Annotated in this window: 24 protein-coding genes and 1 pseudogene; 5 read left to right on the forward strand and 20 right to left on the reverse strand. The window is 41.8% G+C overall.

What is annotated here, in order from left to right; translation table 11 throughout:
• The 6 genes from AB5706_RS17460 to AB5706_RS17485 all read right to left on the reverse strand — a co-directional run.
• The coding region (locus AB5706_RS17460) for an alpha-L-fucosidase (RefSeq protein WP_368366227.1) at nt 1-1283 on the reverse strand (1283 nt) is incomplete at its 3' end.
• Between the two features lie 66 nt (nt 1284-1349).
• Nucleotides 1350-2780, reverse strand: a complete 1431-nt coding sequence (locus AB5706_RS17465) for a sialate O-acetylesterase (protein ID WP_148461456.1) — start codon at nt 2778-2780, stop codon at nt 1350-1352.
• A gap of 355 nt (nt 2781-3135) precedes the next feature.
• Complete coding sequence (locus tag AB5706_RS17470) at nt 3136-4611, reverse strand: glycerol kinase (RefSeq protein ID WP_148461455.1); 1476 nt, start codon at nt 4609-4611, stop codon at nt 3136-3138.
• A 147-nt stretch (nt 4612-4758) separates the two neighbouring features.
• Nucleotides 4759-5691 (reverse strand): transketolase family protein, encoded by a 933-nt coding sequence (locus AB5706_RS17475; protein ID WP_148461454.1) that lies wholly within the window; start codon nt 5689-5691, stop codon nt 4759-4761.
• Complete coding sequence (locus AB5706_RS17480) at nt 5684-6517, reverse strand: transketolase (protein WP_173715704.1); 834 nt, start codon at nt 6515-6517, stop codon at nt 5684-5686. The genes AB5706_RS17475 and AB5706_RS17480 overlap by 8 nt, the downstream gene beginning before the upstream one ends.
• Before the next feature lie 2 nt (nt 6518-6519).
• Nucleotides 6520-7920 carry an L-fucose/L-arabinose isomerase family protein gene (locus tag AB5706_RS17485; RefSeq protein ID WP_118577679.1) on the reverse strand — a complete coding sequence of 467 codons (1401 nt, stop codon included), beginning with the start codon at nt 7918-7920 and terminating at the stop codon, nt 6520-6522.
• A gap of 346 nt (nt 7921-8266) precedes the next feature.
• Here AB5706_RS17485 and AB5706_RS17490 point away from each other — a divergent pair, with 346 nt between their 5' ends.
• The 4 genes and pseudogenes from AB5706_RS17490 to AB5706_RS17505 all read left to right on the forward strand — a co-directional run.
• Nucleotides 8267-9274 (forward strand): LacI family DNA-binding transcriptional regulator, encoded by a 1008-nt coding sequence (locus AB5706_RS17490; protein WP_173770814.1) that lies wholly within the window; start codon nt 8267-8269, stop codon nt 9272-9274.
• A 410-nt stretch (nt 9275-9684) separates the two neighbouring features.
• The gene (locus AB5706_RS17495) at nt 9685-10386 is read left to right on the forward strand and encodes a PAS domain-containing protein (RefSeq protein WP_173715701.1); all 702 of its coding nucleotides are present in this window, start codon (nt 9685-9687) and stop codon (nt 10384-10386) included.
• A 124-nt stretch (nt 10387-10510) separates the two neighbouring features.
• Nucleotides 10511-11089 carry a TetR/AcrR family transcriptional regulator gene (locus AB5706_RS17500; protein WP_368366229.1) on the forward strand — a complete coding sequence of 193 codons (579 nt, stop codon included), beginning with the start codon at nt 10511-10513 and terminating at the stop codon, nt 11087-11089.
• Nucleotides 11090-11104: 15 nt separating this feature from the next.
• Nucleotides 11105-11167, forward strand: a pseudogene (locus AB5706_RS17505) (DUF6783 domain-containing protein); the annotation flags it as partial.
• A gap of 32 nt (nt 11168-11199) precedes the next feature.
• Here the strand turns inward: AB5706_RS17505 and AB5706_RS17510 are convergent.
• The 10 genes from AB5706_RS17510 to AB5706_RS17555 form a co-directional block, all read right to left on the reverse strand.
• Nucleotides 11200-12744, reverse strand: coding sequence for an AMP-binding protein (locus tag AB5706_RS17510; protein WP_237963758.1), 1545 nt, complete (start codon nt 12742-12744; stop codon nt 11200-11202).
• Nucleotides 12745-12823: 79 nt separating this feature from the next.
• Nucleotides 12824-13054 carry an acyl carrier protein gene (locus tag AB5706_RS17515; protein ID WP_173770817.1) on the reverse strand — a complete coding sequence of 77 codons (231 nt, stop codon included), beginning with the start codon at nt 13052-13054 and terminating at the stop codon, nt 12824-12826.
• Nucleotides 13055-13167: 113 nt separating this feature from the next.
• Complete coding sequence (locus AB5706_RS17520) at nt 13168-14556, reverse strand: condensation domain-containing protein (protein ID WP_173734822.1); 1389 nt, start codon at nt 14554-14556, stop codon at nt 13168-13170.
• 236 nt (nt 14557-14792) lie between these two features.
• Complete coding sequence (locus AB5706_RS17525) at nt 14793-15764, reverse strand: alpha/beta hydrolase (protein ID WP_226821276.1); 972 nt, start codon at nt 15762-15764, stop codon at nt 14793-14795.
• A 144-nt stretch (nt 15765-15908) separates the two neighbouring features.
• Nucleotides 15909-16481, reverse strand: a complete 573-nt coding sequence (locus tag AB5706_RS17530; protein WP_294422640.1) for a Fe-S-containing protein — start codon at nt 16479-16481, stop codon at nt 15909-15911.
• Between the two features lie 53 nt (nt 16482-16534).
• Nucleotides 16535-16858 (reverse strand): urease accessory protein UreH domain-containing protein, encoded by a 324-nt coding sequence (locus AB5706_RS17535; RefSeq protein ID WP_294422638.1) that lies wholly within the window; start codon nt 16856-16858, stop codon nt 16535-16537.
• Nucleotides 16859-16887: 29 nt separating this feature from the next.
• Nucleotides 16888-18024: a Fic family protein gene (locus tag AB5706_RS17540; RefSeq protein ID WP_173718651.1), complete on the reverse strand. Its 1137-nt coding sequence runs from the start codon at nt 18022-18024 to the stop codon at nt 16888-16890.
• 490 nt (nt 18025-18514) lie between these two features.
• Nucleotides 18515-18688, reverse strand: coding sequence for a hypothetical protein (locus tag AB5706_RS17545; protein ID WP_226814914.1), 174 nt, complete (start codon nt 18686-18688; stop codon nt 18515-18517).
• Nucleotides 18675-19016, reverse strand: a complete 342-nt coding sequence (locus tag AB5706_RS17550) for a nucleotidyltransferase domain-containing protein (protein ID WP_173703807.1) — start codon at nt 19014-19016, stop codon at nt 18675-18677. The genes AB5706_RS17545 and AB5706_RS17550 overlap by 14 nt, the downstream gene beginning before the upstream one ends.
• 475 nt (nt 19017-19491) lie before the next feature.
• A complete protein-coding gene (locus AB5706_RS17555; protein WP_330382804.1) occupies nt 19492-20331 on the reverse strand; it encodes a site-specific integrase in 840 nt (279 codons plus the stop codon).
• Nucleotides 20332-20431: 100 nt separating this feature from the next.
• Between AB5706_RS17555 and AB5706_RS23215 the strand changes: the two genes are divergently transcribed.
• The gene (locus tag AB5706_RS23215) at nt 20432-20596 is read left to right on the forward strand and encodes a hypothetical protein (RefSeq protein ID WP_373118348.1); all 165 of its coding nucleotides are present in this window, start codon (nt 20432-20434) and stop codon (nt 20594-20596) included.
• On the opposite strand, the gene AB5706_RS17560 is transcribed toward AB5706_RS23215, so the two are convergent.
• The 4 genes from AB5706_RS17560 to AB5706_RS17575 form a co-directional block, all read right to left on the reverse strand.
• Entirely contained in the window at nt 20530-20724 is a 195-nt protein-coding gene (locus AB5706_RS17560) for a zinc-ribbon domain-containing protein (protein ID WP_202017096.1), read from the reverse strand. The genes AB5706_RS23215 and AB5706_RS17560 overlap by 67 nt on opposite strands.
• A 145-nt stretch (nt 20725-20869) precedes the next feature.
• Nucleotides 20870-21472, reverse strand: coding sequence for a Type 1 glutamine amidotransferase-like domain-containing protein (locus AB5706_RS17565; RefSeq protein WP_055271744.1), 603 nt, complete (start codon nt 21470-21472; stop codon nt 20870-20872).
• Nucleotides 21473-21684: 212 nt separating this feature from the next.
• Nucleotides 21685-22143, reverse strand: coding sequence for a methionine--tRNA ligase (locus AB5706_RS17570; RefSeq protein ID WP_055224542.1), 459 nt, complete (start codon nt 22141-22143; stop codon nt 21685-21687).
• 184 nt (nt 22144-22327) lie between these two features.
• Complete coding sequence (locus AB5706_RS17575; protein WP_144167544.1) at nt 22328-23569, reverse strand: tyrosine-type recombinase/integrase; 1242 nt, start codon at nt 23567-23569, stop codon at nt 22328-22330.
• Between the last annotated feature and the right edge of the window lie 9 nt (nt 23570-23578).

The raw sequence follows: 23578 nt of genomic DNA on the forward strand, positions 1-23578 counted from the left end.
CCCTTACGAAGTGTACGGATACAGAACTCTCCGTCCTCTGGCCAGCCAAATGCAATCGCATAAAGAGCATCGCCATGTGTGGTAAAACGGAAGTCCTGAGCAGTAAGAGTATCACTATGCACATCAACAGCATCGCCCTTATCAAGCTGCTCCTGGATTTTTCCCACATCATAATTGGCATCATCTACTGTAGTAGGACCTTCTGCTGCCACCTTAAATGGCCTTGTCTCATAAATTGCCTTACCGTTTAAAGCCAGCCAGTCCCCGATCTCTTCCAAAATACGCACTGCATCGGGATGGAAGGAACCGTCTGCATATGGACCTACATTTAGCAAAAGATTTCCATTCTTGGAAACAATATCGCAAAGCTGATGGATAATCCGCTCTGCTGATTTATATTTGGGATTTTGTACCATACACCAGGTAATGTTATCCTCCAGCCGGTCGTCAGACTGCCATGGGAAGTCCTTTGGGGAAGAAAATCTTCCGCACTCAATATCATAAACGCCGATATCCTTAGGATAATCCTCCTGTTTGTATGTAATGATTCCGTCCTTAATTTCTCTGGTGTTGTAATAATATTCGGCTACATCATAGCGATAGTCTTCCTGGATAATGCAGGTACGGCTGTCAAAATACACCTCATCCGGCTCATACTTGTCGATAACCTCCAACACCTTATCCCGCCAGATTTTGCAAAATGCTTCGTCAGGATAGCGATAAGGAATATAGCGATTTGTCTCAAGAGGCAGTGCAGGACCGTAATATTTTTCATTTTCCGGAATATACACATCTGCCTCATTATCCGTTGACATAAACCATCCCCACAACCACTGGTGGTGAAAGGTTGCCACTGTACGAATTCCCTGCTTGCGAAAGGCCTCTGTGCATTCTCCCACAATATCACGGTGAGGACCATAATTCATACTATTAATTGGATTAACTGCGCTGTCCCACATGGAAAAATTATCTGCATGCTCACTAACTGCACCGGCATATTTTGCGCCGGAACGCTTTACAAGAGAAGCCCACTGATCCGGATCAAATTTTTCTCCTTTGAGCATATCATAAAAGTCCTTATAGCCAAAGTCATGAAGACTTCCATAGGTTTTCTCATGATACTGGTTCTGCTCCAAGCCTTTGCAGTACATATTTCTGGAATACCACTCGTTTTGATATGCCGGAACGCTATATGGTCCCCAGTGAAAAAATAATCCAAACTTTGCATCTCGAAACCACTTTGGTGCTTCTCTTTTTACATTGTTCCAATTGACCTCTCTCATGTTTTCCAATACTCCATTCTGCCCGCAGGCGTTTTTTGTTGCACTGCCATGGGCAGGCTGAATTTATTACAATTTTATTGACTTCTTATAGAAAGACAGAAGCGGCAAAAAGGTCACTTCGTCCACTGGTGGCTGTTTAACCGGATCTGCCTGCCATACAAAGGAAAGCTCTGCTTCATCCTCCACTTCTCGTGCCAATTCCAGATAAAGATGATTTTTGTTCTCTCTGTTTCCGCGAATATGAAGGATCTCCACCTCACCCTCACTGTCTGTCAAAGTAAATCCGCTGTCTTTTCCCACTGCTGAGTAAACCAGGAAGCAATTCTTAACATGATCGCAGGTAAGCTTCAGCCAGATTCCGCTTCCCTCCAGCTGGAAGCTCTTTCTTTCCGCTTCGTCTGCTCTTTCAACCTTTACAAGCTCAGGCGGCTGATACTCTTCCTTTCCATTTAACACATGGGCACATTGCTTCGCCAGCTTTTCTCCAAGCGCTACATTAGCCTGTGCTGTATTGTGGATTCCATCGCAAAGGCTTAAATTGGAAGTTGTCAAAACAGAAACTCCCGGTATCTCCTTCGCTGCTCTTGCCTGAGCATCACGCACCATTCCCCAGCACTCGTCATTGATTCCATTGATCTGTCTGTTCAGCTGCATGGTAAAAAACGGGATCTCATATCCCAGTTCTTTTCTGGTTGCTTCCACGTACTCCCTAAAATGCTCCAGATATTTTTCTGCCGGTCCCGGATTGGTGTCTGAGCATCCCTGATACCAGAGCACTCCTGCATATTTTCCCCCGGTCTGATGAATCTTGTCCAACATATTTAAGTACAAATCTCCGTCCTTTGGATTCCATCTTTCCATAGGAGAACCGCCAAGAGAGGTCTGAATCAATCCCACAGGCATTCCCGTCATTTTCCCATAAGTCTTTCCAAACGCAAGATAAGGAGATACTCCCGGCACACCCATCTCTTCATTGGCCAGAGATCCGGCAAAAGTGCTTTCATTCATAGGGTGGCTTGCAATATCCCACTTGTTTCTGTTACGATACAAATGCACATCCATGCTAGGTGGGTCAATGCAAAAATCCCTGCTGTATCCCGCTGAATTAGATTGACCTGCAATAATAAACAGGTTTCCTACTCCCAGATGGAGCACACAATCTCCACGATAGAGCCATGTAAGATCCGGAACAGTGCTCTTTGTTTCCAGGCTGGTGTCAATCCTGTAAGGTCCCCCGGCCGGAATCTCCAGTGTCACCTCAAATTCCCCCTGAAATTTCTCATTACATGTAAAATGATCTGCATTTGTCCAGGGAATCACCGTCATATTGTCATCCTCACGCATAACTCTCACAACCGGAGTAACCCTTTCAACACCCACTTCAATTGCTGCCGGATGAACCTGAAAGTTTCCCTTTAAAGCTACAGATGCCTTACCATTCTCCTGCTGCAAAATTTCCCAATCTGCAGGAGCCTTCGTCAACGTAATTCCATGCATTTTAATTCAACCTCTCTTTCCAGCTACATAATCTATATCAAGCGGATATTCCAGGTCCGCTTCGCTACTTGCTCATAACTGAATAACTGCTTCGCAGTTTATCAGAAGGAGCTTGCTCTTTCGTCTTGTTTTTCATTATAAAGTCTTTTCAATTTCATTGGTATATTCATTTTTCAGACCATTATGTAAATTTTTCAGATAAATGAAACTGCCTGCGCCTCTTACAAGTAGTCAGAAACCAGAATTTTATGGACATAGGACAAGCCCCATGAGCACTGTCCTGACCCTTTATAGGTCAGCTTGTTCATGGGGCTTGCATATAGGAGACGGACTAAACCATCTTAAATACCAATTGTTATTTATTTGTGATCACCGAAGCCACAGCCTTCTTCCATCCGGCATACTTCTGTTCTCGTTTCTTGGCATCCATGTCCGGCTTATAGGAAACCCGGTTCAATTTTCCGAAGATACTTTCATCCCAGACACCAAGCTGCAATCCTGCCGCATAGGCCGGTCCAATAGCGGAAAGCTCCTCGGAATCCGGAACCAGAACTCCGGCATCTGCAATATTGCTCTGGAACTGCATCAGATAGTCGTTTCGGGTCGGACCGCCATCTACGCGAAGCTCCTTCACCGGAACACCAGCGTCCTCAGACATAGCCTGTACAACATCTGTAATCTGATAAGCAATACATTCAAGTGCCGCTCTTACAAACTCAGCCTTGCGGGTAGTACGGCTCATGCCTACAACAGAAGCTCTCGCCTCGCTGTCCCAGTAAGGCGCGCCAAGACCACTGAATGCAGGAACCAGATACAGGCTGTCCTCCTGAATGGCCTCTTTCGCCAGTTTACCGGTCTCTCCAGGAGAAGAAATGATCTGAAGATCGTCCTTCAGCCAGGTAATCACAGCGCCTGTATAGTTCAGGTTGCCTTCAAGCACATAGTTAACCTTGCCGCCGATTTTCCACGCAAGAGAAGTAACAACCCCATGGGTACTGAGAATTGGCTTCTCACCAATATTCATCATAATAGAAGAGCCGGTTCCATAAGTGGATTTGATCATGCCTGGCTGCAGGCATCCCTGACCAAAAAGAGAGCCGTGGGAGTCTCCCAATACGCCATGGATCTGGATTTTATGAGGAAGAAGTCCCTCGAAATCCGTCTCGCCGAAGCAGGCGTCGGAATCTGTAACCTCTGCCATATTTGCCGGATCAATGCCAAATAATCCGCAGATTTCCTCATCCCATTTCAGGTCAAAAATATTGAAAAGCTGTGTTCTGGAAGCATTGGAATAATCGGTTCTGTATTCTTTGCCCCCTGTCAGCTTATAAACCAGCCAGCTGTCAATCGTTCCATGGCAGATTTCGTGACGTTCTGCCGCCTCTTTTGCGCCCTCTTCATTTTCCAGAAGCCATGCGATCTTGGAAGCCGGGAAATATGGGGAAAGATTCATTCCGGTTTTCTGGCGGATCAGCTCTGCTGCGCCAGCCTTTTCCACACGGGCACAAATATCCACGGCACGGGCACACTGCCATACAACTGCATTTCCATAAGGCTTGCCAGTCACCTTGTTCCAGGCAAGGGAGGTCTCACGCTGGTTGCTGATTCCCAGACCAACCACATATTCCTTCTCTACTCCCTCCAGAAGCTCTTTCACAACCTCCAGGACGTTGCTGTAAATTTCCTCCGGATCATGAGACACCCAGCCTTTTTCATTGATGATCTGCCTGTGAGGGCGGTCGGTACGGCGCATAATGCTTCCTGTCTCATCGAAAAGGAGCGCCTTGGTACCCTGGGTACTCTGATCAATACTAATAATATATTTCGCCATGTTTACTATCCTCTTAAACTTTTCTATTCTCTAAAATCAACATCGCTGTACCTTAAGTCTGTTTTGTAATTAAATAATAAGCGTGCCTGACCGGATCTGCACTTTGCAGTCTGTCAGTCACGCTTAAATTTGTTTCTTATTTAATTATTATTTCAGAGCTTCCACAGCCTTCTTCGCAATACCCTCAGCATTTAATCCATAGTAATCAAATACTTCCTGTGAGTTACCTGTGATAACCGGAGCATCCGGAAGAGCCATGTTCAGCACTTTCTTCGGGCAGTTAGCACCAACAACCTGTGCAACCATAGAACCCAGTCCACCAAATGGAGCGTGCTCTTCTACCGTGATCACTGCCTTTGCATTCTTGGCAGCTTTGATAACGCCTTCAGTGTCAAGAGGTTTCACGCAGTACATATCCAGTACAGTTGCGGAAATTCCCTGCTCCTCCAGTAACTTTGCTGCTGCAAATGCCGGACGAACCATCTCGCCGCAGGCAATGATTGCCACGTCTGTTCCCTCTTTCAGAACAGTTGCCTTGTCCATTTCAAATGGGCAGTTATCTTCTGTATAAATATCCTCAACCGGATTTCTTCCCACACGGATATAAGATGGTTTCTCATCCTTCAACAGTGCCTCGATCAGATGCTTTGTCTGATGACGGTCACTTGGAAGGTAAACTCTCATATTCGGGATTGCGGACATAGCTGCGATATCCTGTGCAGAATGATGGCTCATTCCAAGTGCGCCGTAGCTGATGCCGCCGCTGATACCGATAAGAGTAACATTTGTATTGGAGTATGCCACATCAACCTTGGCCTGCTCGTAGCTTCTTGTGGATAAGAAGCAGGCTGGTGAGCATGCAAATGGTTTCTTTCCACATTTTGCAAGACCTGCGGAAATACTTACCAGATTCTGCTCTGCAATACCGGTCTCAATAAACTGATCCGGGAAATTATCTGCAAATGGTGTCATGGAAGCGGATCCTCTGGAATCGCTGCAAAGCACCATAATATCTTTGTCTTCTTTTGCTTTATCCATCAAAACTTCACAGATGGCCTGTCTATTTGGAATCTTATTCATGAAGAGCGGCCTCCTTTCTTGCTGCAAAATCCGCGATGATCTGATCATATTCTTCCTGTGTTGGAACCTTGTGATGCCAGTTTGCCTTGTTTTCCATTACGGAAGAGCCACAGCCTTTTACAGTGTTGGCAATTACAGCGGTTGGTTTGCCTTTTACAGTTTTTGCTTCTTCAAAAGCAGCATTTAACTGGTCAATATCGTTTCCGTCTTTTACATCGATCACATGCCATCCGAAAGAACGGATACGCTCATGGAGATCATCATGTCCCATAACGTCCTCTGTATTTCCGGAAATCTGAAGACGGTTACGGTCAATTACTGCACAAAGGTTGTCCAATTTGTACTGATGTCCTGCCATGAAGCCTTCCCATACAGACCCCTCTGCCAGCTCACCGTCACCCATTACGGTGTAAACACGGTAATCTCTGTTATCTTTTTTGCCTGCAAGAGCCATGCCTACGCATACAGGAAGTCCATGTCCCAGAGAACCGGAGTTCATCTCGATTCCAGGAAGCTTATTGTTCGGGTGTCCGATATATTTGGAGCCAAATTTTGAAAAATGTGCTTTAATATCTTCCAGGTCCAGAAAGCCCTTTGCTGCAAGTACAGCGTAGTAAGCCTCTACAGAATGACCTTTGCTGAGTACGAAACGGTCGCGATTCGGGTCATCCATGTTTTCCGGAGAAATGTTCATCTGGCAGAAATACAGGCTCATCAAAGTATCGATCACACTCATGTCGCCGCCGATATGACCGCCCTTTCCGGCAACGATAATATCTACAGTATCTTTTCTCAAGTCAAAAGATTTTGCCTTTAAATTTTCCATTCTCATTCACCTCTTAAATATGCTTTCACATCTTCTTCAATAGGATCATATAAATCAGGAGTGATTCCCATGTATTTGCATGCCTCGTAAAGTACCGGAACTACATCTTTATGGATACCTACACAGTGATGGATGTATGGTCCTTCTACAATCTTGGCTTCCAGACGTTTGATGTTCTCAACCTCAACCCAGAGATAAGTTCCCATACCTTTCGGTCCGTCAACGCCTTTTGCTTTTCCAAGGAGCATGGAGTATTCTCCGTTATCACCGTCGAAACGTGCCAATGTCACTTCGCCATGCTTTGCTTCTGCTGTAATGCTTCCCGGATGGCTGAAGGCCAGCGGATAAGTAAGCTTCGGTGTCTCTCTTGCAACAGAGATCGGCCATGGTCCGCAGTGCTGAAGGAGCTCGCCGTTTTCAATGTCAGGATGGCGGATGGTCCAGTCTGCAAAGAAGCTTCTTGTGTCATCAAGTGCTGCTGCCTCAACAAGAAGAGCGGTAATTGCACCGTGAATATCTGTCTCACATACAACCGGAATTCCCTCTTCATTGAGAAGTGCGTTTGCTGCACATGGCATAATTCCGATCTCGCTCTGCAGCTGGTTCCAGCACTGGATAGCAGCTGCCTGACAGCCGTATTTCTTAATAAGATTTCCCATAGCAACCTTCAGAGCTGCTACATTCTCAAGCTCGTTGTCTTTTACACAGATTTCCATATTCTGGCGGCAGTATTCTACAACCTTTGCAACCTCTGTTCCTTCTGCTTTTGCTTTCTTCATCTCATCTGTCAGCTCTGGCATTGGGATTGGGGTCAGCTGGATGTTGAATTTCTCAAGAAGTTCACCCTCGTTGCACATGGTGGACCAGAACTCGTATGGTCTTGTGGAAATCTGAAGAATTCTCATGTTGCGGAAGGTTTTTACTACATTACAGACAGCCATGAAATCACGAAGGCCACGCTCGAATACCGGATCATTCAGTCTGCAGTTTGTCATATATGTAAATGGAACGCGAAATCTTCTGAGGACTTTACCTGTTGCAAAAAGTCCGCACTGTGTATCACGAAGACGAACACCGTTCTCGTCTGGTCTCTCATCAAGAGGTCCCCACAGAAGAACCGGTACATTTAACTCTTTTGCAAGTCTTGCGCATTCAAACTCAGTTCCGAAGTTGCAGTGCGGAAGGAAAAGTCCGTCGATTTTCTCTTTTTTGAATTTCTCTGCAATCTTGATGCGGCCTGCCTCGTCATAAAGAAGACCCTCGTCATTTACATCTGTGATGTCTACAAAATCGATTCCTAATTCTTTTAATCTGTCTGCAGTAAGTCCACGATACTTAACTGCGTCCGGTGCACTGAAAATGCTTCGTCTGGTTGGCGCGTAGCCGATTTTGATCTTTGCCATTCTGGTATTCCTCCTTGTTTATATTTATTATTTTCTTTTGTTTTTTCTTAGCTATAAAATCTTTTTTTATTACTTACCCAGATATTCTGTTTGCTTTTCTTCATAGCTCTAGTATAGGTCTCCTTCAGCTTTATTCCAATAAAAAATAAAGTATTTTTGACTTTATTTTCGCTTTATTTTTCACAAATATATTGTTTATTTTTCAATTAAGAAGTACAATATATACAACAGAAAAAACTTCTGCCAAAGAAATATGAACAGTTTCCACAGGAAATCCTTTTACATCTAAAAACTGGTGAAACTTTATCTTTTTGCTTTGCAATTATTACTCTGGGAGGTGCCGCAAATGTCCATTACCGCAAAAGAACTGGCTGAAAAACTGAATCTTTCACAGACTGCCGTCTCCATGGCGCTGAACAATAAGCCCGGAGTCAGCACGGAAACCCGCCGGATGGTGGTAGAAGCTGCTGAAAAATACGGCTATGACTTTACCAGACTTTCTCTAAAGAAAAATAAAGCTGGAAGCATTTACGCGGTAAGCTATCGTTCCCATAATGCCATCATGTCCTATTCTCCTATTTTTGATGCTATGGTGGAGGGTATGGAATCCGTAGTGCAGAAAGATAATTATAAACTGAAAGTAATCACATTTTATGAAAAGAGGGATAACCTGGAGCATTATCTGGGGGATTTAAGAACTACTGACTGTGTGGGAATTATTTTGTTTGGGACTGAAATGCGGGAAGAAATGGTTCGGCCTTTCCTGAAGCTTCCTTTTCCGGTAGTGATTCTGGACGCCTATTTTGAAAACCTTGACTGCAATTATGTCGTTCCCAATAATCGTCAGGGAGCTTATCTGGCTACCGATTATCTGATCAGCCTGAGAATGAAGCAGCCTGGATACCTGCAGTCTGCTTACCCTCTCCGCAACTTTTCAGAGCGTCTGGAGGGATTTTATCATGCTGTCCATGATAACGGTATGTCCCGTTCCCGCTGTATCATTCACCAGCTTTCTCCAACCATTGATGGTGCAATGGCAGATATGCTTGCAATTATTGACAGAGGGGATGCTCTGGCAGACTGTTATTTTGCGGACAATGACCTGATTGCAATCGGAACTATCAAGGCCTTGCGGCTCAGAGGCTACAAGGTGCCGGAGCAAGTGGCAATTGTAGGCTTCGACAATATCTCTGAAGGACGTATTATCGACCCCTCCCTTACCAGTATCAGCATCCCCCGTCATTATATGGGACAGGTTGCCGCCAGAGAGCTTCTCTCTCAAATAAACGAACCCCGGCAGCATACCTGTAAAATTGAAGTTTCGGCAAATCTGGTAAAACGATTTTCAGTTTGACGCAAAAAAAGGTATCGCAACCTTTCACTTCCGGTTGTGATACCTTTTTAATTACTTATTGCAAAGACGTTTAATTCCAAAACCCCTGTCTTTTTACAGTATTTATGATATATTTATTTGTTTCAATTTTTTCGAAAATATCGTCTTTTATTGTGAAATTATCACAAAATTTACTTTTCAATTATAACATCCGTGCATTTTTTCATCTGAAAAAACCGGATTTTCTGCGCTCTTTTCACACAAAACAAATCACGATGCATACAGATCATGCAGCCTTATATTTTACCCAATTACACTGGTAAAATCTTTACGTTTATGGTATACTTATTTCATTATCTGCAGATAGCAATGTCAGAAATATAGTAACCTGACATTTTCTACCTTACACTAATAACCGGAGGGATATTTATATGGATGAAAAAATCATGAAATTTTTAAGGAAAAACAATATCCATATCAGTAATATCAAATATCTGCTCAGACAGGAGAATAAGACCTGCATTTATATGACCGATGGACGAGTTGTGAAAACTTTTATCACAGTCAAAGATTTATATGAAATTCTTATACCTTATGATTATATTTCCATAAATAAAGGCACCGTGGTTTCCAGAGGACAGATTGATCATATTGAGAACTGCACCTATCATATGAAGGATGGCGTACGTCTGGAAGGACGTAAGCGTGGCGCAGCCACTCACAAATTTCTGAACAAATCTTTGCATCAGGATCCTGCCAAGACTTTATCTCCAAATATTCGTACGCGTTTTTCTGTATTAGATGATATGCCCCTTGCTTTTTGTGTAATCGAACTGATTTTTAATAAAAACGGAACTGGAATTGACTTCGTTTTCCGCTATTGCAATAAAGAAATGCTTCTTCTGGAAGGCATGGATGTGCAGGAAATACTTGACCAGTCTTTTTATCAGGTATTTCCCAACGGAGATAAGAAGCTCCTTGCCGCATATACAGATGTTGCCGTGAATGGCGGAAGCTGTCGTCTCAAGACTTACAGTGCCAGGATTCATCGTGAACTTATTATCAAATGTTTCCAGCCATTGGAAAACTTCTGCGCATGTATATTGATTCCTGCCTATGAAATAGAGAAATAAACATTTTCCGGAATTGCCACCGGCAATGCAATTTCTGGAAATGTTAATTTCCATATATACATGATATGAGTGGCAAAAGACTTTTTGACACTTTTATTGATAAAATATTGGGAGGGAATCGACTATGCAAAATCCAGTTTCTGACGAAAGATATTCTGTGGCGGATGAAGCCATCCTGGGTGCTTTTTTTAAACTTCTAAAGAAAAAAACTCCTGATCAGATCACAGTATCCGATATCACTAAGACAGCCGGTATCGCGAGAAGCACTTTTTATAATCATTATCAAGACATCCCCTCTCTTGTATCCGCTGTTGAGGAAAAGACGATCCAGGATGTTTTTTCTATAATGGAAAAATTTCATCCTGAAAATGACCGCGATATTTGTCAGTCCTATTTTCTGACAATTTGCCGCTATACAATGGAAAATCCTTTCCTGTCCAGTCTTCTGAGCACACCCCATGGGAATGATCTCTTTGAAAAAATGCTGACTATGCTTCATCACTATGTCACCGCTACTACCTCCAGTGCCAGACCCGGCAGACACACAAAAGAGGAAATATCTTATGTGATCACCTGTGCGATCGGCAGCACGATCGGTGTTCTTCACAAATGGACCCGGGATCATTTTGATCTTGAACCAGAAGTCATTGCAGAGATTCTGACTCAGGTTTTTCTGACTGGCATGCTGCCACTTTTATCCTGACGTGTTTGTAAAAGCATTCCCACAAAGTGGGGCGTGCAGATTGCGGGAATGCTCTTTCAAACAGGCATAAGAAAAACCCGTCTAAGCAATTCACTCAGACGGGTTTTTTCTTATGCCTGTGGCTCATCAATCAGGACATCCTGTCTCCTGATTTTCTTTGTTGTACTGCGTATAAACGGATTTTTCCGGATTACCAGACCTGTAATACGACGGTAGGTCGGCTGATTTTTATTGTATTCATCCAGAAATGCCTGAAGCTGTAAACGAATCATCTCAGTATCCAGTGCCTTTGCCTCCACAACTGCCTGTTCCGGATAGATGCGTGCTGTCAGACCATTCTCTTCACCTGTCACAATCACTTCCGCAACAAGCGGGTTCAGCGCAAGCTTGTTCTCAAGTTCTTCTGGTGATACATTTTCCCCATTGGAGAGAATGATCAGATTTTTCACACGACCGTTAATAAAGAGGTATCCATCTTCATCCATATAGCCCTTGTCGCCTGTATGCAGCCAGCCATCCTTCAGTGTTTCCGCTGTCTCCTCCGGCATCTGATAGTACCCTTTCATAACACTTGTACCCTTTACCAGAATCTCCCCGTTTTCAAACTTTATCTCCACATTCTCAAGTGGTTTTCCGATAGAACCCGGTTTATGATTTTCCGGTGTATTATTACTGATAACAGGAGAACATTCCGACATTCCATATCCTTCCAGTATCTGAACGCCATATTCTGCAAAACGGTCAATATAGTACGGATCAAGATGTGCCCCGCCGGTAAAAATCGTCTGCAGTTTTCCGCCGAATACTTTTTCTGCAAGAACCGCCTTCGGGATTTCCGGATCAGCAGCCGCCAGTCTCTTATAAATTGTCTCAATCATCATCGGAACCATGAGCATGATATCTGGTTTAAAAATGTTCATATTTCTGACCATATGAAGCAGGGAGTCATTGATACAGATAGTTGCCCCCTGAGAAAATCCTTTCAGCCAGTCCATGACAAGGCAGAATGCATGATGGATTGGAAGTACACTGAGCATGGCAGTTCCAGGCTCTGCTGAAATCTTAACTGCCTCAACGTTGGATGCCAGATTATTCTGTGTCAGCATAACCCCTTTGCTCTTTCCTGTGGTTCCGGAAGTAAAGATAATAGTCGCAATAGCTTCTGCATCCGGACAGGAAGCATCTTCTGCTGCACTCTTTCCCATATCTCTCAGCTCATTGATACTGTACACTCCTGAAGGCAGATCCTCCACCTCTTTCTGGAGCATCCACACCTTCTGAAGCTTCGGACAGTTTGCAAGAAATGCTTCCAGATATGGTCTGTGTTTCGGACTTAAGAAGAGTGCTTCGGAATCGGAGCGATTTATCAGGTCGATCAGTTCTTCACACGGGAGTGCAGCATCCAGCGGCACCGCTGTAGCGCATCCTGTAATAATTCCCAGATAGCTTTCGATCCATTCTACAGAACTGGTTCCGATTAATGCAATATGTTTTCCCTCAAACCCTTCTGCAAGAAGTCCTTTTCTGGTAGAAATCACGTTTTTCATCATTTCGCTGTAACTTTTCTCCAGAACTTCTTTTCGGTTAAGCCATTTTACTGCTTTGACTTCGCCAAATTTCTGTACACTTTCTTCTAATATATTCCTGATCAGCATATTTTTCCTCCTTCACTGTTCAGTGAACTGACACTCTGTTAATTCTTACTGTTCACTCCGGGAACAGTAACGTTAAATCCTACTGAAGCTCCTCAAGAAGCTTAAGTGCCTCCTCAAGAGTTGTAATTTTTGTCACTTCGTTTTCATCCAGTTCAATATCAAAGGTATCCTCAAGCTCACCCAGGAAAGACATAAAATCCAGGGAAGTAAATCCCAGATCCTCACGAAATCTCATCTCACCTGTCATCTCTTCCGGTTTCACTTTACTGTACTGCGCCACAATATTTTTAAATTCCATTTCCTGACTCATTCCATTTCCTCCTGATTTTTGATTTCTATAAAAACAATGCCGACAAGTTCTCGTTAACCACGCTTAACCTTTCATGCTTTGTGGAACCTGTTGCTCTTTATACCTGTTACTCTTTATACCTGTTCCATAATCTCTCCAATGCTCATATCCGGCTCTGCAATCCCTTTAAAAAGAATACGCATCATATAATAATACAACAGTTCCATGTCATGCTCCTCCAGATGAGCAGTCTGATAATGATAGGAGAAGTTCATTCCCCCATCCTCGGTGTGAGATACGGTCAGATACATTTTCTTGGTTGCAGCACCGTTTGCAAACCATTTGGCATGCTGGCGAATAGTTCCAAGCATTTCATTCTCCACCTTCACCGGCATTGGCTGATAGGTCAGATAGCAGCTTTCATAACTGGTATGCTCCGGTGTATGATATCTTTTTCTCATCTCATCCACAATAAATGCCGGATCATAATTGCTGTGCATATAAATTCGATTCTGCATATTCTGAATTTCATAAGCTGCCGAAAGAAAATCTGTCTCTGGTGAGATCACTGTTCTGCATGGAAACATAATGGTTCGGCTTCCTCCGGAAGTCCATTCGTCATGGGTAGAACGTCTGGATATAAAATTCTGGATTGTAATATCCTCCTGTCCATTATTTACTTTTGACAGATAAGTACGGATACCAAGCAGAAGCAGATTTGTCATAGAAAGCTGATGATTCATACAGAAATCCATCAGGTTCTGTGTTGCATACGGTTCCAGATGATAATCCTTTACTGCAACAAACAGCTCGTTCATCTCAATGTCAGAAGCACGAAGCTTCGGATTTCCGTGGCGCTTTCTTGCTTCCTCCAATACGGACGGTCCCTGAATATCAGAATATAACGGCTCACCCAGTGCATCCAGCTGGTCATCCCAGAATTTTTTATCTTTTGCAAAACGCTTTTCATTACCCGCCTTTGCCAGGTCTTTTTTCAGAACCGTTTCAAAATCTACCAGTTCCTGAGGGCAGGCTGTTCCATATCTGTAATGCGTATATAATTGGAACAAATCTTCGATCATAACTACAAGTCCACAGGAATCGATCAGTCTGTGATCCATATGTAAAAAGAAACCATTGTATCCTTCTGGAAGCTTCAGCATGGTAAATTCACACATCGGAATATTATTTCCGTCAAATGTTTCATATGCCCACTGCTGCATCAGCTCATCTGCCTTTGCCAGACTTTCCATTCCTGACAGATCCTTCAGCTCAATATCACGCGGGTCCTGTTTTTCGATATACTGTTTTACATTTCCTTCTTTATCCGGCTTTGTAAAACGGACTCTGGTACAACCGGAACGCTCTGTTTCCATCTGAATACATTTTTTTAATAATCCAAAATCCAGTTCCGCCTGTACAGAAGCCACAACGCTCACGCCAGATACCTGCTGTGTACCATAATCCAGGATCCAGTTGTGATGCATTTTCTGAGCTGCCGTCAAAGGATAATAATTTCTCATATAATAAATAACCTCCATTGTCCCGGTTTTCCTCTTTATCCGGGACAGAAAACATTGTATGTATGCTTCAGGTGAAAAAATATCATACCTTTTCAGGAAATACCAGTACCCTGAAGACTTAATGAACACTTTATAAAAAATTGACCGGGACTTATCATACATTTAACATAACAGTTCAAATGTGTATTTCCTGCTATGTACTATGTCTGATAAATCCCGGTCAGGATTTTTTCCGTTTAATCGTATTTTTCAAAAAATTCCATCATCTTATGCTGATACAGTTCCGGATCTGCATAGGCACTGCACAGATGCCGAGCGCCCGGTATGATCACCAGTTCTTTCTCTGCCCTGCAGAGCATATAATTCTGAAAAGAGTTATTGGGATACACATAGGTGTCCTTCTCTCCATGGAAAAAGAGAACCGGTCTTTTATTTTTTTTCATGGCTTCTGTAGTGTCTGCATCTTTCATATGAAATCCAGCCAGAAGAGAACAGAACCAGTCCAGTTCCATCAGAAGCAACGGAATATGATGCAGGTGAAACCAGTTAGCTGCCATATCACGCATCTGCCTTTCCATAGACTGAAAACCACAGTCCGCAATCAGGCCCTTTACCTCCGGTGGAAGAGTATGTCCTGATGCCATCAGCACAGATGCTGCACCCATGGACTGTCCGTACAGGTAAATCGGAAGCTTCTCTTTGTTTCGTTCAGCCATATATACGGCCCATTGCTGCACATCCCATTGTTCCTTTGCTCCAAAAGTAATATATTTCCCCTCGCTGTCACCGCAGCAGCGATGCTCGATAAACAGGACATCACACTGATGCTCATGCAGATATTTCGCCATAAACGACAACGTGCCAAACCGGCTGCCACGATATCCATGACTTAATATGACGATCCGTTTTGCAGCTACTGCAGGCAGATATAATGCATGCAGTTTTAATCCATCAATACTTTTGATATAACAGTCCTGCATGTTCTGTCCAAAGCACCATGCCTTACTTTCATTATATTCTCTGGCATAACCGTTCTGGGGATGATTTTCCCTGATATGAGACAGTTCAAACCATTTTTTTCTTTCCTTTTTCTGCTCTCCCCTTTTGCAGCAGACCACCATGTTAAAAAAGCGCCATCCCACCTCCAGGGATCCCAGAAAAACAGCCGCCAGTATTGCGAACAGCTTAATAATTTTTTTCTTCATCATGATTTCCTCCGCAGTTCACATTTTGAATAAGAATCCTGCCCGTAAAGCTTCAGTTGTATTGGACAGCTTTAAGGTCTTTTGCCATAGACTCAGGTGGCAGATAAGGTATCCACCTTTCAAGCTGATAGCTCTCCGATGAAGATACTATTTTACCGGACCATCCCACGAAGCAAATTGATCTGTATATGTATCCAGATCTGCCACACTTACCGTCAGTTTTCCGTCTGTATTCTTATAATCTATATACATAGGATTGCACCCGCCTGTAGTTTCACCTACACTGTCTGTCGTGAATACATTTCCACAATTCTGGCATACCAGTCTTCCGTTCTGTTCCTTAAAATACGCCCTTGGCGATGGATTGCATACCTGACATGTATTAAGTGATAAGCGCGGAGTTCCATCCGAGCCTTTTACAGCAATAAGCTGGATATTGGTTCCATTGGAATCGTAATTGATATACATTGGATTCGAAGTCAATGTATCTGCATTAATTGAAATTTCACCATTCTCTACGGCAGGAGTTTCATATACCACTGTTTCCTCTTTCTCCGCATCTGATTCCGTATTTTCAGCTTCTGACGTATCCAGACTTCCAAAACCAAGCATCAGAGGAACCGTTCCCAGACTGAACATCAGCATCGCAGCCGCACCTGAGACAGGATTTCCCGATCCAAGTGCTATAATCTGCATGGACTGCATGGGGCCACACGGCATCAGCCCATTCAACAGTCCGACAAAAAACGGTCTGTTCTCTCTTCTTTTCTTGTTTATTTATCAGTCAGCCTTTGTGGAAATCTGATTTGGAACTTTCTTAATAATGTAATCCAGCCCAACATGTTTATTCCCATGATCACCATGAACAAACCCGCTATTATTTTCAATATCCCCTGCAGAAGCAGTGGAATTCCCATTCCGCCGCCTCCTGTTAACAGCATTCCCATTCCGCCCAGCAAAAAACCGATTACCGAATATGAAATCACACGTCCCGTATTATATAACAAGGATGGAAAGATTATCTTATTTTTCGGAGTTTTCCCATTGTCATCGTCTGCCACAGGAATGCACTGCGACAGATTAATCCCTCCACACATCGCTATACAATGAACAGATGTAAGAAGCCCTACTTCTTGAATTTATATCTTCCTTTTCCGTGACCGGATACCGGTTCAATAATGTCTGCCTTTACCAAATTGGAAAGAAGTTTTGAAGCACCTGAACCTTTTAGCTCAAGAAGCTCCATAACTGCACTTCTTCCAAACACCTCATCAAAACCAAATCTTTCAAAAAGTCTATGAATATGAATCGTCGTTTTTACTGAGAAATCACTACCTTTTCCGGAAAGCACACTTTCAATATCCACTTTTTTGTCTTGAATGTCCACTTTTTCATTCTCAATATCCACTTTCGAATCCCCAATGTCCACTTTTTCTTCGTTCAAAAGTCCACTTATATGAAGATTTCTATTATGAAGCTCATTTTTCTCGTTCAAAAGAAGATTTCTGAGAAATACTTCCAGATACTCTGTTGTTTCGTGAATACCTTTTTGCAGGTTCGTATAATTTGCACGGACAAGTGCATTTCTAAAATACCACGCATTTTCCGCAAAAATATCATTGGTTGCAGAAAAGCCCAGTGTCCTTAAATATTTGATAAAGAACACTGCCGTTGTTCTCGTATTGCCTTCTCCGAAGATATGGATTTGCCATAACCTTGAAACAAACACCGCAAGATGATGGATAATCTCGTCCATTGAAAGTCCTTTATAACTAAAATCTTTCTCCTGCGAAAAATCATATTCCAGTGTGGCTCTCAGTTCTGAAGCACTACCGTACATTACAGTTGCTCCATCAAGCACCCATTCTTTCTTTGTGATGTTGTAATCTCGAATCTTTCCGGCGTGTTTATAAATACCCCGAAAGAGTTTGCGGTGGATAGAGATATACTCATTTGGAGAAAATGAGAACGCTGTTTCAGAAAGAATTTCAGCAATACGGGACGAAACCTTATCAGCTTCTTCGGTACGCTCATCATCGGACAAATGCACAGGTCTTTCCTCATAGTAACTATCAATAAGGCTCTGTACTTCTTTCATTGTGATTTTGCCTTCAATATTCTGAATGGCAGTATCAATCAAATATTTAGATGGTTTGAGTCCGTCCACTGCCTGAAGTCCGATTGCCGTACTCCAAGCATATCCCTTATGAGCTTTATCCGGTTCAGACTCCCTCAAATATTCCTTAAACGGGTCTTTTTCCATATCCACTACCTCGCTTCATAGTCTTATAATTCAATCTAATTTGTGCAGACTGTCTGCGCAAATTCAAATCTGCACTATTCGCTTTTCTGCATATCCTCATCAGCTTTTGCAATCATCTGTCTGTACTGTTCTTTCACACTTTCCGGTGCAAGTATCTGTACCTTGCCATTAATCCCCCAAGGGATACTGTTTCATTCTTATTTGATATTATACTATGAATAATCTATTTTTTTCAAGATATGAGGATTCGTTCGCAACTTCTATTCGTCAAGGTGTTACTGTTCACTCCGTTCACAGTAACGCGCTTCGCGATGCACAGAAATCATGCATTCGCATGATTTCGCGCCGCAATTCTCGGGTTTTCTGTGAACTTTGTTCACAAAAAACGCCTCGCGGAACGTTACCAGTGAACAGTAACGTCAAGGTGTCACTTTTTGATAACACCTGATACTACATTTTTGAGGATAAGAAAAAGAGAGGCCGAAGCACCTCAATTATGAATTGCAGACACAGCATGATAGATTCCGTAATATGCACGATTATTGGCACCACGAAACTCTTTCGCACCTAGAAGGATCTCTGCGGCTTTAATGTCACTTTGTGCCGTTTCAATTCTATACAGAACCAGATCCTTCTGTGTTCCTTTTTCATTAGGCTGCTTCAAATAGCTTTACCCCCTCTTTTTCCACGTTTGCATAAAATGGGTACGCATCAACCCAATTTTGAAAATGCTGTTGACTTTTAGCTATGGGCTTTATATCAAGATCGTGATCCATATTAAAATCAAAGGTTTCACCAGATAATTCATGCCGATACTGTTTTATATCCATATCAGATAAATCCAGAAGAATCATAATATCTATATCTGAATCATCCCTGTAATCACCTCTTGCATAAGAACCATACAAAATCACCTTTTTTAAATGTTTTCCATATATTTTCTGCAAAATTTCTGTGTACTGGTCCAATAAATTTCGTGTTGTTATCGGCATAGTCCCACCTCCTGCTGCTCATTACCAGTTTCAATGCCTCTCACGGCACCTTCTGTTCAAATACAGTAGATATCTTACTTTATTATAAGCGTACCACACTCGGTTATGCAATAAGTATTTTTCTCCAAATTTAGACAAACATCTCCCACTTAATAAGGAATAAAAGCAGCCACCCTATTATTTATAGAATAGCTGCTCAGTTAAAATTCCATATTCAGTTTTATTCTACAAATCTGACAGTGAAATTCGGTCGTATGCACCATTTTCTTATCTTCTGAGAGTGGCTCCAAACCGATAATTGTAATATCTTTCTGATCTGGACCGTAAACCCAGTACATTCTCATTGCGCCACTGGTTTTATTTTCCAGATATTAGTCTATAGCTCCATAGCTTATCTTTTGTTCCCTTTACATTTATTATAATCTTACTACCACTGCTTATGCAATAAGATTTTTTCGACAACGCCAGAAGAGAATCACGCATCCTTTTCCTGTCTGTTTTTCCATTCCTGCTTCTTTTCTTTCAGTTTTTTCTGGAAATCATCAAACTCTGCCTGTTTTAATTCTTTTGTTACTGTCGTATATATATCAAGTGTCACATCACTTCTGCTATGACCACACAGGTTCTGTATCACTTTAATATTTACTCCTGCTTCTACCAAGCGTGTTGTAAACGTATGTCTGAGTGAGTGGCAGGAGAAGTTTGGAAGTAACACGGGATTATTTTTTTCTTTCAGGAGCTGTTTGTCATTACAGTCTCTTATAATACGCCGTAAAGCCCTATTTAGGGTTCCCTGGTTCTGCACATTACCAAAGCGGTTTACAAAAATAAAGTTGTGGTACCCGTCAATAGTTACTTTGGACTGTATTCCTGCCAGATCCTGCATTTTTTTCTCTAACAGGAACGCATTCTTTACTTCCTCCGTCATAGGGATCTGACGCACTCCAGCTTTGGTCTTCGGAGAATGAATATCGAAATAACAGCCGTTCTCATCCCGATGTTTATAATAAACCAGCGTATGGTTCACGTCTATTATTCCAGACTTTAAGTCGATATCATTCCAACGTAACCCGGTAATTTCACCTACACGCATTCCAGTTCCCAGCATAACTGTAAAAATAGGAAGCCAATGATAATACTGTGAGTTCTCTTTGGACAAAAATTCCATAAACAGCTCCTGCTCTGGTAATGTCAAAGCGCGTCTATGTGAATCCTCATAATGATGAGAACTTTTTAATTCTTTCAGCAAATTATCTGAAATATTTCTTCTTATGTAATTGTCTTCAACAGCAAGCTGCAGAATCTGATGTATCACTGTATGAATATTATCTATTGTCGCAATCTTTAGGCCCCTTGCATTACTCTGGAGAGGGTTACGTACAAGAAAGCTGATTACTAAAGGCCTATGGATTTTTATAGATGAGTTCCAGAATCTTTCTTTGAAAGAGGATTCCGTTCTGTTAGAAATGCTGTGTGAAGCAAGAAAGTATCATGTGAATATTGTGCTGGCTACTCAGTCAATCGCTGGATACAGAAACGATATCAAAGCAGCACTGGATAAAACGGCAGTCCATTCGTGACCGCAAGCACCTTTCCACCATACTTTCTTATTCGAGCCGAAAGTTATACTGTCCGGTGTCAGTGGTAAATTCTTTTCTGACCACTCTGCAATCAATTCTGGATGTACTGCCGCTAAGCTGTTACTCATATCAAAACCTCCACTTCCTCTGTGATTAAAGTATATGAGGTTTCGGCTTTTTCTTGTAGTTTGCGAATATCCGTAAAAATAGAAAAAGCCCTTTGAGAAAAGATTTCTCCTCTCTCAAAGGGCTTGATAAATGGGAATTTTCAAATTAGTCTTTGCAAATAACCTTTGAACCTTCACCATCAATTACAATTCCCTGACGGTTGTTAATCGGGCATAGATTCAAATCCGAAAACTCAGTCATTATTTTCTCGGTAACTTTCTTAAATGGTGCTGTAAGATAATGCGGAAGAACATAGAAATCAATCAAATCAAGCCCTGCATCATCTTCTTGTGAGTAGTCCTCTGGCTTTTCATCCATTTGCTCGATATATTGGATGCTTGGAGCGCATATAATTGCGCCTGCCGACTCGCCGATCATCAATTTTCCATTTGCCAATTCCTTTTTCAGTAGCCCATCAGTTCCCGTTTTACGGAGCTGGTCCATAAGAAAGAAAGAATTTCCGCCGGTAAAATATATCACATCTGCTTCTTCAAAAACAGACTGTATCGTTGAATAAGCCTCCGTTGAAATATCAATTTCGGTTACGATTGCTCCCAACTTTTTGAATAATTTTCGAGCCGAGCCGACATAACCGGTGTAGCCTTCACGCAGTGAAGCTGTTGGAATAAATGCGACTTTCTTATTTTCAATTTCTTCCTTTATCAGACTTCCCACACTTGAAAAGTGCGAACATAAAAATAGTTTCATCAATATTCTCCTTTATAAATACCGATTTATCTTTTTCTTTCTGAAAATGGGCAATTCCGCAATGGAACTGCCCATATATCTTTAAAATATGCGATTTTTAAGGCTCTGCACCGTTTCAAGCACCATTTGGTGTAAATTTGGTGTATTTGTGTATTTTCAGAGCTTTTTCACAAATGAAGTACATCCCGTTTTGTAAGGTAAAACGGTACTTCTTAATAGAGCTTTGCACCTGCCGGAATATGGTCATCTACCATAAGGAGATGAAGCTTTTCTTCGCCTTCTTCTTCGTGTACTGCACTGAGAAGCATACCACAAGAGTCAATGCCCATCATTGCTCTTGGAGGAAGATTTGTGATTGCGATAAGTGTCTTACCAACAAGTTCTTCCGGCTCGTAATATGCGTGAATACCGCTTAAAATGGTTCTATCTATGCCTGTTCCGTCATCAAGAGTGAACTGAAGGAGTTTCTTTGACTTCGGTACAGCAACGCATTCTTTAACCTTAACTGCTCTGAAATCTGACTTTGAGAATGTATCAAAATCAACATCTTCTTCAAACAAAGGCTCAACCTTTACCTTAGAAAAATCAATTTTTTCCGGCTCTGAATTTGGTGTAGAAACCTCTTTAGAACTTACACCATTTTCGGATTTTACACCACCGAGGGTCTTCATTGTCGGGATTTCTAACTGCATACATCTTATACAATTTAATTCCCTTTATTAAAACACTTTACAGCCTTTCATCATTTATTCTCTAAACCTTTAGAACTGATTAAGGCTCTTTAATTTGTCGTACTCTTGTCGTACTATACAAATTTTGTCGTACCTCCTCAGCAAAACTAAATCAGACTCTTTCCTAAAATACATCTAATTTTTTTGCTAATTCCTGCATCGACTCATGCTTTTTTGTTTCTGTAACTTCTGCATAAATGTCCATCGTAGTTTCAATATTTGCATGTCCCATGATAGACTGAATTACCTTTAAATTTGTCTCATTTTCACAAAACCTCGAACAAAAAGTATGTCTCAAATGATGACATGAAAAATGCGGTATAAGAATCGGCTCTCTCTTTTCTTTGGCAGCTTTTAGCACCTCTTCTACATTATATGCTTCGTATATACGCTTAATTGCTCTATTGATAGCCTGTGGATTATGTACATTTCCAAAACGATTAGAAAAAACAAATCCAGACATTCCATCAATTTCTGTTTCATTGAACCCGTTTTCTTCTTGAAATGCATACTCTCTTTTAAGAGCTTCATAAACTGTATCAAGCATAGGAATCATTCTTATGCCCGCCTCTGTTTTAGGTAATGATACGGCAAATGAACAAATACCATGTCCCTTATATTCCCTGCTATAATAAACCAAACTATGATTGATACTAATTATCCGCTTCTCAAAATCAATGTCATCCCACCGGATTCCAATCGCCTCACCTATTCTGCAGCCAGTGCCAAGTAAAAACTTGAATAATGTCACCCAGCTTTCAAACCTTTCATTATTCTCTATGTATCTTATGAAAGCTCTCTGTTGCTCCAAGGTTAGTGCATGTCTCACACCATGATTTCGCCCCGGTAGCTTTTTTACTTGTGCCATTACCCCATCACTCGGATTAGTTCTGATAATATTATCCCTTACTGCTAACTGAAAGGTTGGATGTAACACCGTATGAATAGTCTCTAGCGTATTCACTTGCATTTTCTTATCTTTCAATAAGTATTGATAAAATTGTAGGACATCTGAAAACTTAATCACAGCAATCTTCTTTTTGCCAAACCCATCTTTCACGAAACGATCATACATATATTTATAATTCGTTCTTGTTGTTTCTCTCAATTCTGATTTTGTAGAAATATATCTATCAAAAACAAAATTAACTGTTGCACTGCCTGCAACATAGGTGTCCAGACCGTCTAGCTGATCTTTAACTAACTGTTCTTCACGTTCTCTTAATGTCTTAATATCTTTTGAATAAATGCTGCGTCTTCTGCCTAATGTATCCATATATGTATACACATACTTTCCATCGCATTTACGTTGTGTTTCGCCTTTTCTTAATACCCTCCCTTTTCTATCCTTCCTTGAATATGCCATTTTTCTCCT

Source organism: Ruminococcus sp. RTP21484sp1_RTP21277st1_D2_RTP21277_210401 (assembly GCF_040924225.1).
Lineage (GTDB): Bacteria > Bacillota > Clostridia > Lachnospirales > Lachnospiraceae > Blautia_A > Blautia_A faecis.

What these genes read in the sequence shown, in the direction of transcription:
- AB5706_RS17575 (WP_144167544.1), bottom strand. Translation starts at nt 23,569, where the DNA reads ATGGCATATTCAAGGAAGGATAGAAAAGGGAGGGTATTAAGAAAAGGC.
- AB5706_RS17490 (WP_173770814.1), top strand. Translation starts at nt 8,267, where the DNA reads ATGTCCATTACCGCAAAAGAACTGGCTGAAAAACTGAATCTTTCACAG.
- AB5706_RS17550 (WP_173703807.1), bottom strand. Translation starts at nt 19,016, where the DNA reads ATGCCGATAACAACACGAAATTTATTGGACCAGTACACAGAAATTTTG.
- AB5706_RS17540 (WP_173718651.1), bottom strand. Translation starts at nt 18,024, where the DNA reads ATGGAAAAAGACCCGTTTAAGGAATATTTGAGGGAGTCTGAACCGGAT.
- AB5706_RS17470 (WP_148461455.1), bottom strand. Translation starts at nt 4,611, where the DNA reads ATGGCGAAATATATTATTAGTATTGATCAGAGTACCCAGGGTACCAAG.
- AB5706_RS17515 (WP_173770817.1), bottom strand. Translation starts at nt 13,054, where the DNA reads ATGAGTCAGGAAATGGAATTTAAAAATATTGTGGCGCAGTACAGTAAA.
- AB5706_RS17475 (WP_148461454.1), bottom strand. Translation starts at nt 5,691, where the DNA reads ATGAATAAGATTCCAAATAGACAGGCCATCTGTGAAGTTTTGATGGAT.
- AB5706_RS17485 (WP_118577679.1), bottom strand. Translation starts at nt 7,920, where the DNA reads ATGGCAAAGATCAAAATCGGCTACGCGCCAACCAGACGAAGCATTTTC.
- AB5706_RS17560 (WP_202017096.1), bottom strand. Translation starts at nt 20,724, where the DNA reads ATGAGTAACAGCTTAGCGGCAGTACATCCAGAATTGATTGCAGAGTGG.
- AB5706_RS17465 (WP_148461456.1), bottom strand. Translation starts at nt 2,780, where the DNA reads ATGCATGGAATTACGTTGACGAAGGCTCCTGCAGATTGGGAAATTTTG.
- AB5706_RS17500 (WP_368366229.1), top strand. Translation starts at nt 10,511, where the DNA reads ATGCAAAATCCAGTTTCTGACGAAAGATATTCTGTGGCGGATGAAGCC.
- AB5706_RS17530 (WP_294422640.1), bottom strand. Translation starts at nt 16,481, where the DNA reads ATGCCGTGTGGCCCCATGCAGTCCATGCAGATTATAGCACTTGGATCG.
- AB5706_RS17520 (WP_173734822.1), bottom strand. Translation starts at nt 14,556, where the DNA reads ATGAGAAATTATTATCCTTTGACGGCAGCTCAGAAAATGCATCACAAC.
- AB5706_RS17535 (WP_294422638.1), bottom strand. Translation starts at nt 16,858, where the DNA reads ATGTGTGGAGGGATTAATCTGTCGCAGTGCATTCCTGTGGCAGACGAT.
- AB5706_RS17570 (WP_055224542.1), bottom strand. Translation starts at nt 22,143, where the DNA reads ATGAAGACCCTCGGTGGTGTAAAATCCGAAAATGGTGTAAGTTCTAAA.
- AB5706_RS17510 (WP_237963758.1), bottom strand. Translation starts at nt 12,744, where the DNA reads ATGCTGATCAGGAATATATTAGAAGAAAGTGTACAGAAATTTGGCGAA.
- AB5706_RS17565 (WP_055271744.1), bottom strand. Translation starts at nt 21,472, where the DNA reads ATGAAACTATTTTTATGTTCGCACTTTTCAAGTGTGGGAAGTCTGATA.
- AB5706_RS17495 (WP_173715701.1), top strand. Translation starts at nt 9,685, where the DNA reads ATGGATGAAAAAATCATGAAATTTTTAAGGAAAAACAATATCCATATC.
- AB5706_RS17480 (WP_173715704.1), bottom strand. Translation starts at nt 6,517, where the DNA reads ATGGAAAATTTAAAGGCAAAATCTTTTGACTTGAGAAAAGATACTGTA.
- AB5706_RS17525 (WP_226821276.1), bottom strand. Translation starts at nt 15,764, where the DNA reads ATGATGAAGAAAAAAATTATTAAGCTGTTCGCAATACTGGCGGCTGTT.